This window comes from Planococcus sp. TJ-302 (genome assembly GCF_058268455.1).
Genome location: NZ_JBZDOI010000003.1, coordinates 68745 through 81641, shown reverse-complemented (window position 1 = coordinate 81641; position 12897 = coordinate 68745). Strand labels below are relative to the sequence as shown.

Genomic DNA, 12897 nt, shown 5'->3' with positions numbered 1-12897 from the left:
ACCACCTATTCAAATAGACTTGGTAAGAACAATGTAATTTGTGGTACGAAGGCAACCAGCATCAAGACTATAAGACTTACACCAATGAATGGAACAAGCTCGCGCGCCGTCTTCCCGATAGAAACTTTTCCGATCTGCGAAGCGACAAAGAGACAAACGCCGACTGGCGGAGTTACAAGCCCGATGACCAAGTTCAACACCATCATAACCCCGAATTGGATTGGATCCATGCCAACTGTCAAAGCCACCGGAAGCAATACCGGGAACAAGATGACAAGCGCTGCAATCGTCTCCATGAACGTTCCGACAAACAATAACAGCAAATTGATCAACAAGATGACGATAATAGCATTTGTTGAAATGCCAAGGATGGATTCTGCCACCAATTGTGGAATTTGTTCACGCACCATAATCCAGCCGAATAAATTCGCGAATCCAACAAGAAGCATGATCGAAGCTGTTGCTGTCATCGAGGACAGCATGATTTCCGGAATTTTTTTGATCGGCAGCTCTTTATAAACGAAAATGCCGATGACAAAAGCGTAAAGCACTGCAATAATGGAAGCTTCTGTCGGCGTAAAGAAGCCGCCTAAAATTCCGTATAGGATGATGACTGTCATCAGAAGTGCCCAAAAAGCGCCAACGAAACTTTTCCCAATCGCTTTTGCTGATTGGCGTTCACCTTTTGGATAGTTCCGTTTAACGGAAATGATATACGTTGGAATCATTAGCCCAAGACCTAGAAGAATTCCCGGGACCGCTCCTGCCAAAAACAAATCTCCAATTGATAACGAAGCAAGTGTTCCGACAATAATCATCGGCAAAGAAGGCGGGATAATCGGTCCTACAGTAGATGAAGAAGCAGTAACCGCTGCGGAAAACCCAGCGCCGTACCCTTCTTTTTTCATCGCTGGGATTAATATCGATCCGATGCTTGCTGTATCAGCTAAAGCCGTTCCTGAAATCCCTGCAAAACCCATGGAAGCTCCGACGTTTGCGAGCCCTAATCCTCCACGGATATGGCCAAACAAATCGTTGGCAAATTTAATGATGCGTTCGGTGATACCGCCTGCATTCATCAAGTTCCCCGCCAGGATGAAACCTGGGATACAAAGAAGAACAAATGAATTCAAACCGCCGAACATTCTTTGCGGAATGATATTGAGCGGAATTTCGGCAAGGAAAAGGTAAAGCAACGATGCAAGCCCCAAGCTAAACGCAACTGGAACCCCTAAAAAGATAAGTACTATAAACGATACAAATAACAGAGTAGCCATTAGTAATCATCGCCTCCGTAGTTCTGGCTGTAATCTTGCTTGTTTTTCACCAGATCGATAATTTTCAACACTGCATAGAACACTAAAAATACAGACATAATTAGCAGCGATGCATGGATTACCGACATTTGGAATGGCATAGTTGCCGACCGTTGGTTTTGCCCAAGCATCGTGAAACTGTATCCCTCTTTCACCATGATTAAGCTTAATAGGATAATCGTTAAATAAATCGCCACTTCATAATACCTTCGGAAGTTATCCGACATTTTATTAAGAATCATATCCACATTGATGAATTCGTTTCGCATCAAAGCCAACGGTGCACCAAAAGCAATGCCGTATAGGAATAAATAACGCGTCAACTCTTCTGTCCAAATAAATGAAAATGGAGCGAAACGTGAAATGATTTGAACAGTAACAATTATGATGACCCCCGCGAAGCTGGCTATTGTTAAAAAAGCAAGCGTTCCATCGATTAATTTTCGAAACATCGACATCCGATTCATCCTTCCCTAATGGAAAGGCACATTTAGCCAGATGGCTAAAAGTGCCTTATGCCCATGTTATTCTGCAGCTAGGATCTGTTCGTACAACTCCAATTGTTCAGGTGTTAAAGAAGATTCAACCGCAGGCGTCATCGCTTCACGGAACGCATCTTGGTCAACATCTACGAACTCCATACCTGCATCCACCAATTCCTGCTCAATTGTGGAAATTTCAGATTCATACAATTCCTCGCCCAAAGCCTGCGCTTCTGTAGCGGCATCTTGTACGACTTGTTTCAAGTCATCAGAAAGTGCATTGTATTGCTCGTTGCCCACCAGAATGTAAATCCATGAATATACGTGCTCTGTGCGATTCACGTAATCCTGAACTTCCGCCAATCCACCGCTTTGGATCAAGTCAACTGGATTTTCCTGTCCGTCGATTACCCCTTGCTGCAAGCCAGTGAATACTTCATTAAAGTCCATTACCTGTGGAGACGCGCCTGCTGCTTGCCAAACATCCAAGAACAATGGAACGTTTGGTACCCGCATGCTGAATCCTTTTAGGTCTTCTGGAGTTTTGATCGGTTCACTTGAAGTTAAGTTCCGCGGCGCACGTGTGTGGTAGTAAAGCGCCGTCAAGCCTGCTTCATCGCTGATTTCTTGTTTGATCTGCTCTCCGATTTCACCTTCTACAACAGTTTGGACGTGTTCAAGATCCCGGAATGCATAAGGCACAGCCATCAAAGCCGCATTCGGTGCCCAATTTTGCAAGGTTTCACCTGAAATTACCATATCGGCAGTTCCTGCTTGAATCGAGTTGATCGTATCTGTTTCTCCGCCCAACGAGTTGTTCGGATAAATCGTGATTTCCATCTGCCCATCGGAATTTTCTTCTACTAGTTCTTCGAATTTCTGTGCAGTTTTGTGCCAGATGTGGTTTTCATCTGCCAAGTGACCAAATCGCCATTCAATTGTTTCGCCTGAAGCTGATTCGCCTCCGCCTTCGCTTGCATTATCTGAACTGCATGCACCCAAAACTAAAACCGATGCGCAAATTCCTGTTAACCATTTTTTCTTCATGTTATTCTCCCCTTTGAATGTAATATTTTGTTTTATCATTTCTTGGAAGCCGGAGCCTTCAAGTAATCATACGTTGTCGCAGCAATACTGATGCCTTCAGCCAAATTCCGTTCTTCGTTCTTCTGTTCGATTTCTCCAGGCACCAGAACTCCAGAAAACCCTTCTGCCGCCGGAACTTCCCGGACTTCTTTCATCATTCGATCCATTTGCTCCAAAAACTGGTCTGGGTCAGTGAAAAAGGACGGGTTGATGGCACAGAAATAATGCCCCAGCTTTCTTTTTTTATCCAGATCCCCATACATTTGGTTGATGTGAGGGCCGAAAGCCATACCGGCCAGCAAGCCGGAGAAGATATCAACAATCATGGCTAATCCATAGCCTTTGGGCCCGCCGAATGGCGAAAGGGAAATCACTTTGGAAGGATCCGCCACACTTTCCCCCGTCTCATCGACGCCCCATCCTTCGGGGATGCTTTTACCTTCTTCTTTATGCTGCAAGATTTTGCCTAAAGCGACAGTCGATGTTGCCATATCCAGGATGAACGGCTTTTCGGTTTTTGCCGGGACGCCGTAAGCGATCGGGTTGGTGCCGAGAAACGCCTCTTTTCCGCCGAAAGGAACCATGATTTTGTCGGTATGTGTCATGGCAATACCGATCAGGCCATGCTGCGCCGCTTCCTGGACAAAATAACTGAGCGCTCCGCAATGGCTGCTGTTCATCGCAGTGACCATGCCAACTCCGTTCTCCTTGGCCATTTCGATTGCATACCCCATGGCGACATCGCCTACCAAGTGGCCGAATCCGTCATCCCCATCTACTACGCCAGTGACAGGGCCCGTCGCTTTAAACGAAATTGCCGGATCCGGCTTGATGCCCCCGGCTTGTAGGCGGCTCACGTAATGCTCAGTTCGGAGCGCTCCGTGGGAATTGACCCCTCTTAGATCGGCATGGATCAGAACTTCAGCTATTTTAGCAGCGTGTGCTTGCTGTACGCCCGCAGAAACTAATTTGCTTTGGATAAGTTCTTCAACTTCTTGATGGGGAACCGTTACAGTCGCCATTCTGTCCCTCCTACTCTAGGTTTGTGTGGTTCTTGATGACATTGTCATTTGCAAGGACCGCATAAGGGCCGTCGATGATTGCAGCATCGAGTACCAAATGGACCGCTTGGTCGAATTGATTGCCTAAGGGTTGGATGGTAGAAGGTTCTTCTGCTCTCCGCTGTTTGGTGGCAGCAGGTATTAAGAGTCCACTGCTGCACCAATCCTCTTGCATTTTCATTTTAGTTGCCGTAACCAGTGCGATATGGGCGCCTTGTTTCAATGCGCTTTGGCAAAGGCCGTTCAGGTGAGCGGAACTGCCAGATCCTGAAATGAGCAGAAGCACGTCCTCTTTTTGAATCGATGGCGTAATGGTTTCACCCACAACGTAGACGGTTTTGCCGCAATGCATCAGCCTCATCGCAATCGCTTTCCCGATCAATCCCGAACGCCCTTCACCGAAAATGAAAAAACGGGAATCCCTCGAGAGCAATTGAACCAAAGAAGCATATTGCGTTGCATCGATCCCTTTCAGAACTTGCTCCATTTCATCCAGAACCGTAAAAGGTGTTTTCATCGCCCAAGCCCTCCCTTACCGTTCGACGGCTTTTTTATTGGCTACAAAATTTTGTACATCCTCTAAATAAGGCAATCCTTCGTTGTCTCCGGAAACCGTCGTCACAAGTGCTCCGACCCCATTGGCGAATTGCAGCAGCGCTGTTGTATCCAACCCTTTTAAAACCCCATAAATGTAGCCCGCATCAAAACCGTCTCCCGCTCCAACTGTGTCCACCGGATTGACTGAAAATCCTGAAGCGGTAATCCAATTGCCGTCCCGGTAAAGCAAGGAACCATTCTCGCCATTTTTAATGACTAAATCTTTTATGTTAAAAATTTCGCTATAGCGTGCCAAGTCTTCGAGCGACTCTTTTCCGGAGATCATCTGTATTTCATCAAGGCCTGTCAGGAGGATATCGATATCCGGGAATATCGCTTCATAAGCGGTACGGGCTTCTTCAATGCTCCAGAGTTTCAGACGGATGTTCGGGTCGAACGCTATCAGAATGCCTTTTCGTTTAGCGATCTCAATCACTTTTTTAGCTACTGAAAGATGCTGCTTGTTGATGGCCAAGTAGACGCCTGTCAGGTGGACTGCCTGTATGCCTTCAAAAAGTTCTTCTGTGATGTCTTCAGGTGTAATGGCAGTAACTGGCGATGGCTCCCGGTAGTAATACGTCTTTCCGGCTCCGCCTTCATGGATTTCTTTAAAGTTCAACGAAGTCGGTATGCCTTCGACAAATTCCACCGCTGTCACATCCACTCCCTCGCCGCGTGCAAAATTGAAGATCACTTTTCCGAAATCATCTTTGCCTAAGCGGCTGATCCATCTGCTCTTAAGGCCTAACCGGGCACAGCCGATTGCAAAATTCAGTTCCGCCCCTCCGACTTTCCGTTCAAAATGAGTGACATACCTCAATGGCCCGGTTGATGTGGGGTTCATCGTAATCATGGCATCTCCTATTGTTAATACTCCAAATTCACTAGACACTTTGCTACACTCCTTACTTGCTTTAAATGGATTCTCTTTCAACTAAAATCGGAGAATACCGCCGTTCTTCATATTCCTTTTCAAACACTTTGCTCTCAATAAGCTTTAAAAGCGTCTCTGCCGCATCCTTGCCGATTTCAAATGTCGGCTGTTTGATGACAGTTATCGGAGTGGCAACAATCTCCAAGAACGGTGAATCATCTATTGTCACAATGCCCACATCTTCTGGAATCGACAACTGATTCTTTTTCACAAATTTCAGCAGTTCAATCAACGCCAAATCATTTGTTGCAAAAAAGGCTTCCGGCCGGTCTTTCGAATTCCATACTTCTTGCAATTTTTCACCAATTTGATTGCGCTCTTCAGCGATAATCCAATCCTCTCTAAGAATAAGGCCGAGTTCTTTAACCGTTTTCTTAAACCCACTGATGCGTTCCACTCGTGGCGTCACTTTACTAGCAATCGAAGTAGAAACGAGGCCGATTTTTTTATAACCTTTCTTTACAATTTGCGAAACCGCTATCTGTGAAGCGCTTTCATTGTCTAGGAGAAGCATCGGGAAAATTGGCTGGTTGATCTTTCTGTCCACAAAAACGATTGGAAAACCCGCTTTTTTCAGCTGCTCGTACAAATCGTCGTTGCCGTTTGTCGGGAAAATAATTAGTCCATCGACTTGCTTAGCTATTAGCATATCGATATAGGCTCTTTCTTTTTTTGGCTGATCATCTGCATTGCATACAAATAAATGAAAGCCGCTTTTTTCGCAAAAATCTTCAATGGCTCGAATGATTTCAGTAGAAAATGTGTGAAGAATATTTGCTACAATAACACCGATTGTGCCGGACTTTTTCTGTTTCAAACTTTTTGCTGCATAATTCGGAATGTAATCCAGCTCTTTAATAGCTTGTTCGACCCGCAATTTTGTTGGTGCTGCCATAAACTCAAATCGGTTATTTATATACTGGGACACAGTGCTCTTTGAGACTCCGGCTTTTTCAGCCACATCTTGCATCGTTATTTTTTTCACCAGTTCACCTCGCTACTAAACCGGTTTAGTAAATCGGTTTAGTGAAAGTATAAATGAAAGCCCTTCCAAAATCAACCCCCTTATTCAGAAAATTTAAAGTTTATAAACAACCCCTTTTTCCACAGCTTGCACCTGGGTTCAGCGCAATGAAAAAGCTACAAAAATTTTTTCTTCTTAGTGAATTAGCTGATCACTCACCGTAGTCATGTGGGACTAATCTTTTACCTGCCACGTGGAGTTGTCGCGCATCAAACATTGGGATAAGTTGGAGTCCATCCTTGCCGAAAGCCGAAACTGAAGAAAAAAATCCCTCGCCTGATTTCTTTCAGGCGAGGGATTTTCAAATTTTATCTTCCTCGCTTAAGCCACTGCTGCCAAAAGCATCATCAAGTGTATCGTAGCGCGCTATTTCGCATACTTTATTGTTTTTTACCTCCATATAGGTATAGATGACCACTTCTCCCCGTTTGTCATCCCACGTGCCTACCTGCTCATAAATTACTTTGTCCTTTTTTGCGTAACGGTTTTGGGTCGCCAAGTGGATGTGAGAGTTTTCCACCCATTGCTTAAGCGTATCATGCCCGACTACGCTGCCTGCTGGGCCGATCATTTCTATATTGTGGTCGGAAACCGCCAATACGCCGGCGACATCTTTGGCATTCACCCGTTCAACCCATTGGTCAGCCGTTTCAATGATGTTCTCCATGCCTTGTCTCCTCCATCCCATTTTCCGATACTATTTTCTGAATTTTAACACAAATTTGTGTTTTTGGCAGTAAAATATTGAGCCAAAACAAAAAGCCCAAAATTTCTTCAGGCTTCAATAATAACTGTTCTTCAATTTTTTAAAGGTTTTTATGAAATGATCCGGATCTTCATGAACCCTATAAGTAATGACCCCTCTATGCGTATGCAGATACAGCAAATTGGCATCTTGCGAAAACGATTTATAAGAAACATCCCAGACGTTCAGCAACTTGAAAACGGATGCTGAAGCGACCACTTCATCTTCAAATAATTGAAGACTGTATTCATTCTGGACAATTCGCATTTTGCCAGCTTCGATGAATCGTTCCGTATCGATGTAAACGATCGATGACAATACCCCTGCTTGAGACATGCTAAGCCGCCTCCCCGGTTGCTCTTTTTATAAAGTTTATCGCACCCTTTACGCAATGCGCAATCAAGTCGGGCCGGCAAACTGGATTACTCATCGTCTTCTTCAGGGAAATCGGTGTCGAAGTATTCATTTGTCAGATCTCCATTTATACCGATTGCTGCGGCGCTTCCTTCCCCTGCCGCAATGATGAGCTGTGACGGGACAATCAATGACGCATCACCCGCGGAATAGACGTTCCAAACGTTGGTACGGCCATAACCGTCCGTCAGAATGCCGCCGTGGGCATTCAATCTGCAGCCGAGCTTTTTGGCAAAAGGAGTTGCATGGCTCCAGTGCGGCGTGACAAATCCGCCGCTTCGGTCAATTAAGGTGCCGTCTTCAAGGCGGACGCTGCGCAACTGCCCATCTTCCCCTTCAAGGCCGTTGATGGCTTCTTCGTATACAAGGATCCCTTTTGCTTCCAGCTTATCGCGGTCTTCCAATTCCAGCCGCCCTACCCCATCCGTGAAAACCACCAAATCCTTGCTCCACGTAAAGACTTTCTTCGCCAATTCAAATACATTCCTATCCGCTATGACCGCAAGAGGCCCGTCCCGAAGCTCCCAGCCGTCGCAATAAGGGCAACTGAACAAGCTGGTGCCATAATAATTTTCAATATCGGGTATATTGGGCAGCTCTTCTTTCAGCCCCGTTGCGAGCAGAACTTTGATGCTGTGATAGACTTCCCCTTTTGCTGACGTCAATACATAATGGGTGTCTGTCACATGTTCGATATCGGCAATCCGGTCTTTCTTTAGCTCGACACAATCATATTTGGCTATTTCTTCATATGCCAGCTGTTTAAATTCCGATGGCTGGATGCCGTCCCGGGTGATAAATCCATGGGACGCCCGGGTCACCAGGTTGCGGCCGTGATTGTCATCGAAAATCAATGTCTTCCTCCTCGATCTTCCAAGCACCAAAGCGGCGTTCAAGCCTGCGGGCCCGCCTCCAATTATTACACAATCGTATCGCATGTCAGCCATCCTCCATAACTTGCTTTATCCTATAAATTTTCCCGGTTTCGGCTGCTGATAAACAAAATGGAACGACGCCAGGCATAAAAAAAGCGCTGAATCCAAAATGGATTCAGCGCCGCTATTTTATGCCTGTTTGGCCAATAAGCCATTCAATACTTCAATGAAGAATCTGTTTTCTTCCGGTGTACCGACCGAAACACGGATAAATTCAGGCAAGCCCCACGTTTTGCCGTAGCGGACAATGACACCTTGCGCCATGAGGGCTTTATATATTTCCTCGCCGTTCGGGCCGACTTCCACCAAAACGAAGTTCGCTTCGCTTTCCGTATACTTCAGACCCAGTTCTTTAAACGTTTTATAAAAGAGCTCGCGCCCTGCTTTATTAGCTTCACGGGACGCGTTCACGTGTTCCGTATCCGTAATTGCAGCTGTAGCGGCTGTTTGCGCTAAAGCATTGACGTTAAACGGCTCTTTCACTTTCAGGACCGATTGGATGATTTCTTCCGGCGCGATGCCGAAGCCCACGCGCAGTCCCGCAATGCCGTAAATTTTCGAGAAAGTCTGCAGTACGATGACTGGGTAACCAGCTTTGGCGAATTCAACGCCTTCTGTGTATTCCGGCACATCAGCAAAGTGGCTGTAAGCCCCGTCAATAACAACTAAGATATCATTCACTGCGTCGAGCACTTTTTCAATATCCGCTTTGGCCATGATTGTGCCAGTCGGATTGTTCGGCGTACAGATATAAATGATTTTGGTTTTATTCGTAACGGCAGCCAAAATGGCATCAACGTCAAACTCAAAGTTCTCCGCGAATGGCACCGGCACCACTTTTGCCCCCATGATGTGCGCGCCAAAATCGTATTCACTGAATGAAGGCGACGGCACGATGATTTCGTCCCCTTGTTCCAAGAATGCTTCCGAAACGAGCGTGATCAATTCGTCCGCACCGTTTGTCGGGATGATTTGCGACGTTGTTACACCGTATTGCTCGGCGATGGCTGTTTTTAAAGCCGTTGCATCAGCATCGGGGTAGCGGTTCAATTCCGCCAAACTCTTTTTGATGGCTTCTACTGCCTTCGGAGATGGGCCTAGCGGATTTTCATTTGATGCCAATTTGATGACGCGGTCCAAGCCCAATTCTTTCTGTACTTCCCAAATTGGTTTACCCGGTGAATAAGGCTGGATTGTATCCAAAGTTTTACGCGGTAAGATGTTTTTTCTGATTTCCATATGAGCGCCTCCCGATGATGGTTTCCATTGTTTGAATGTTTATTTAAATACAATTATAACTATACCAGTCATTGGGCATTTGCGGCACCTGAAATTACCTGCATTCCATTCAGCAGGCTACGGCAGCCCTTGCCTGCGGGGGCGCTTATTGACCAAGTAGATGCTGAGAATGATTAAACAAAGCCCCAATGCCAGTGTATTGGTAACTTCTTCATCCATAAACACAGCACCAGCCAGCACGGCAATAAGCGGCACCAAAAATGTGAAGGCCGCTACCTTGCTGGCCTCGCCATTATTCATCAAGTGAAAATAGATGACAAAGGCAATCGGCACTCCCAATGTCGCACCGAACCCAAGGCCGATGAAATAAGGCAGGTTCCAGATGATATCAGAACCCTCCTCAAAAAAGCTTCCTACAGCGAGCAGCACTGCACCGCCAATCAGAAATTGCATTGACACCATCCACATCGAATCAACCCGCTTGCCCACCTTTTTCACATATATGACGCCCAGCGCCCAACTGAGCGCCGCCGACAGCGCCATGATTATGCCGACCACTGAAATGGCGCCTGTTAAGCTGTCCGCGCTAATTGCCAATATGCCGAAAAAGCCGACCAGAAGTCCCGAGAATTTCAAAATGGTCATGTTTTCGCCCAACCACAGCCAAGCAAAAACACCAATCAGGACTGGCTGGCAGTAGACCACAACCGAAAACAGTCCACCTGGCAAGTATTCCAGCCCTGCGGTTTGCAATCCGTAGAAGAGCACCGCATTGAACAATGCTGAAATGCAATATGCCGGCCAATTTTCCCGCCACCTTATGCGTTTCCATGCAGGCAGCAAGACAATAGCCAAAAGCAGCCCGCCTAAAAACGAGCGTGCTCCAGCAAATAAAATCGGCGGGGTGTAGTCGAGCGCCATTTTGTAAATCGACCAGCTGACGCCCCAAATGAGCACCAGAAAAACCAATAAAGCGGTGGCGCGGGTGAAGTATCTACTCAATTCACTATCCCCAATCAACTGTTTTCTAGCGCTGCTTCCATTATACAGAATTGGCCGTTCCTCTTGGCGGCAGTACCGAACTATTTGTAACCTGCTGTTAAATATGGTTAACTGTAACGAGACAAAGTGAAGAGGAGTTTTTCCTAATATGATCAAGAAAATGAAATTCGTATTTGCGCCCCTGCTGCTAGCAGCCGTGCTTGGCGCATGTTCAGATAATGAAGAAACTGCACCGAAAGAAGATACAGCAAAAGCCACAGAAGAACAGGCTGCTGCTGAGCAGAAGACAGAGCTTGAACTGCCGGCCGAAGAAGATGTAGTGGTTGTAGTCAACGACGAAGAAGTATTGGGCAATGTCTATAATAGCGTGGCGCGCCAATTAGAAACTTCAATGGCCACGCAAGGCACAGACATGAAAGAAGAAGAAAATGCCACAATGGTGAAAGACCAAGCGATCGATGTCATTGTTGGCAATAAACTGATTTTGCAGGATGCCGCCGATAAAGGGCATAAAGCAGATGATGCTGTAGTAAAAGAACGCCTTGAAGAGCTTAAGGGACAGTTTGAAAGCGAAGATGCCATGAATAAGGCACTTAAAGAAAGCGGTTATACGCTCGAAGACATTGAAAAGCAGCTCAGCGAACAGATTACGTATGAAGCATATGTTGCCAAAGAATTGAAAACCGAAGAAATCACGGATGAGGAATTGACAGCGGCTTACGACCAATTCAAATCGACATCAGAAGAGGAAGCTCCGCCTTTCGAAGAAATGGAGCCAATGATCCGCCAGTCGCTTGAACAGGAAAAATCTCAGGAAGCTGTTGCGAAACGCATTGATGAATTGAAAAAAGATGCAAAAATTGACGTGAAAATCTAATGATCAAGCCCCCCGGCCAAATTGGCCGGGGGGCTTTTTATTGTGTTTTTTTATAGTTTTTCCTGGCAGAACGCGAGGACTTCTTGCTCTTCGTCTTCTTCAAGTCCGAATTCCAAAATTTCTTTGGAAAGTTTATCCACAAAATTATAATGCGCGATTCGAGCGCCATTGTCGTCAACTGCTAAGATCACACGCAGCTCAAGGCCGCCAGCCGTGTAAAGCTCGTCATCTTCATCAACTTCAACATCCACCAAAAATTCATAACGGCTCCCTACCATGATGCCGGTCGGGTCTTGTATTGCGTGAAAACTAAAATTTGCAAAATCCATTGTAACACCTCCATTCCCTTATTTTAGCCTGTCTGCAGTTTTTTGGATAGCGTAAGCCGAAAAAAATGGGAAGGCGCATTTCACTATCCTTCACAAAACGTCCGTTTACCTTAAGTCGTCGAGGGAATACTTCTAGAAGACACAGATTACAGAAGGAGTGAAAATACATGAAAGTATTGGTAATTGGAGCAAACGGCCAAGTAGGCCGGCACATTGTAAAAGAACTATCCGATTCTTCGCATGAAGCCATTGCGCTTGTTCGAAAAGAAGAGCAAGCTGCGCACCTGAAGGAATTGGGAGCAGCTGACGTGGTCATCGGCGATTTGGAAAAAGATTTCAGTTCGGCATTCGACAACGCGGACGCCGTCATCTTTGCTGCAGGGTCCGGCCCTTCCACAGGAGCGGACAAAACACTTACAATCGATTTATGGGGTGCCGCGAAAGCAGCAAAATACGCAGAGGATAAGGGCGTGAAGCGCTTTGTTCAGCTCGGCTCGATGGGTTCGGCAGATCCGGATTCCGGCGGCGAAGAAATGAAGCCCTATCTGGTGGCTAAACGCACCGCAGACGATCTTCTCCAGGCAACCGGCCTGGACTACACAATCGTCCGCCCAGGTGCCCTTTCCAATGAAGAAAAAACAGCACATATTGAAGTCTCCGCTGGCGGATTCACGTCAATCGGCGACCGCTCGATTCCGCGTGCCGACGTTGCGCACATTCTCGTGGAAGTGCTGGATCGTCCCAACACATACCGGAAAACATTCGAAGTACTGCAAGGCAGCAATGAAGCAGGCGCAGAACTCGATTCCCTCTAAACATATGCCAGTACAGGCGCAGAAAAGAGCCCATGGATTTC

Annotated in this window: 15 protein-coding genes; 2 read left to right on the top strand and 13 right to left on the bottom strand. The window is 46.3% G+C overall.

Annotated features, from left to right (window positions below; all coding sequences use genetic code 11):
- Positions 1-5 precede the first annotated feature (5 nt).
- The 12 genes from AC4EHB_RS13245 to AC4EHB_RS13190 form a co-directional block, all read right to left on the bottom strand.
- Positions 6-1277, bottom strand: coding sequence for a TRAP transporter large permease (locus tag AC4EHB_RS13245; protein WP_490976282.1), 1272 nt, complete (start codon positions 1275-1277; stop codon positions 6-8).
- A complete protein-coding gene (locus AC4EHB_RS13240) occupies positions 1277-1774 on the bottom strand; it encodes a TRAP transporter small permease (RefSeq protein WP_490976283.1) in 498 nt (165 codons plus the stop codon). The genes AC4EHB_RS13245 and AC4EHB_RS13240 overlap by 1 nt, the downstream gene beginning before the upstream one ends.
- Positions 1775-1840: 66 nt before the next feature.
- A complete protein-coding gene (locus AC4EHB_RS13235) occupies positions 1841-2845 on the bottom strand; it encodes a TRAP transporter substrate-binding protein (RefSeq protein WP_490976284.1) in 1005 nt (334 codons plus the stop codon).
- Between the two features lie 35 nt (positions 2846-2880).
- The gene (gene allD, locus AC4EHB_RS13230; RefSeq protein WP_490981807.1) at positions 2881-3906 is read right to left on the bottom strand and encodes an ureidoglycolate dehydrogenase; all 1026 of its coding nucleotides are present in this window, start codon (positions 3904-3906) and stop codon (positions 2881-2883) included.
- A 10-nt stretch (positions 3907-3916) separates the two neighbouring features.
- The gene (gene hxlB / locus AC4EHB_RS13225) at positions 3917-4462 is read right to left on the bottom strand and encodes a 6-phospho-3-hexuloisomerase (RefSeq protein WP_490981806.1); all 546 of its coding nucleotides are present in this window, start codon (positions 4460-4462) and stop codon (positions 3917-3919) included.
- A gap of 15 nt (positions 4463-4477) precedes the next feature.
- Positions 4478-5434 carry a sugar kinase gene (locus tag AC4EHB_RS13220; RefSeq protein ID WP_490981805.1) on the bottom strand — a complete coding sequence of 319 codons (957 nt, stop codon included), beginning with the start codon at positions 5432-5434 and terminating at the stop codon, positions 4478-4480.
- A 22-nt stretch (positions 5435-5456) separates the two neighbouring features.
- Positions 5457-6461 carry a LacI family DNA-binding transcriptional regulator gene (locus AC4EHB_RS13215; protein ID WP_490976287.1) on the bottom strand — a complete coding sequence of 335 codons (1005 nt, stop codon included), beginning with the start codon at positions 6459-6461 and terminating at the stop codon, positions 5457-5459.
- Between the two features lie 340 nt (positions 6462-6801).
- Positions 6802-7167, bottom strand: a complete 366-nt coding sequence (locus AC4EHB_RS13210) for a nuclear transport factor 2 family protein (RefSeq protein ID WP_490981804.1) — start codon at positions 7165-7167, stop codon at positions 6802-6804.
- Between the two features lie 114 nt (positions 7168-7281).
- Positions 7282-7581, bottom strand: a complete 300-nt coding sequence (locus AC4EHB_RS13205) for a hypothetical protein (protein ID WP_490981803.1) — start codon at positions 7579-7581, stop codon at positions 7282-7284.
- 86 nt (positions 7582-7667) lie between these two features.
- The gene (locus AC4EHB_RS13200) at positions 7668-8597 is read right to left on the bottom strand and encodes an NAD(P)/FAD-dependent oxidoreductase (protein ID WP_490981802.1); all 930 of its coding nucleotides are present in this window, start codon (positions 8595-8597) and stop codon (positions 7668-7670) included.
- 126 nt (positions 8598-8723) lie between these two features.
- A complete protein-coding gene (gene hisC / locus AC4EHB_RS13195; protein ID WP_490976291.1) occupies positions 8724-9833 on the bottom strand; it encodes a histidinol-phosphate transaminase in 1110 nt (369 codons plus the stop codon).
- A 117-nt stretch (positions 9834-9950) separates the two neighbouring features.
- Complete coding sequence (locus AC4EHB_RS13190) at positions 9951-10835, bottom strand: DMT family transporter (protein ID WP_490981801.1); 885 nt, start codon at positions 10833-10835, stop codon at positions 9951-9953.
- A 148-nt stretch (positions 10836-10983) separates the two neighbouring features.
- Between AC4EHB_RS13190 and AC4EHB_RS13185 the strand changes: the two genes are divergently transcribed.
- Positions 10984-11712: a SurA N-terminal domain-containing protein gene (locus AC4EHB_RS13185; RefSeq protein WP_490976293.1), complete on the top strand. Its 729-nt coding sequence runs from the start codon at positions 10984-10986 to the stop codon at positions 11710-11712.
- A gap of 50 nt (positions 11713-11762) precedes the next feature.
- On the opposite strand, the gene AC4EHB_RS13180 is transcribed toward AC4EHB_RS13185, so the two are convergent.
- On the bottom strand, positions 11763-12041 hold the full coding sequence (locus AC4EHB_RS13180; protein WP_490976294.1) for a DUF6509 family protein: 279 nt from the start codon (positions 12039-12041) through the stop codon (positions 11763-11765).
- Between the two features lie 167 nt (positions 12042-12208).
- Here AC4EHB_RS13180 and AC4EHB_RS13175 point away from each other — a divergent pair, with 167 nt between their 5' ends.
- Positions 12209-12856, top strand: a complete 648-nt coding sequence (locus AC4EHB_RS13175; protein WP_490976295.1) for an SDR family oxidoreductase — start codon at positions 12209-12211, stop codon at positions 12854-12856.
- Positions 12857-12897: the final 41 nt, after the last annotated feature.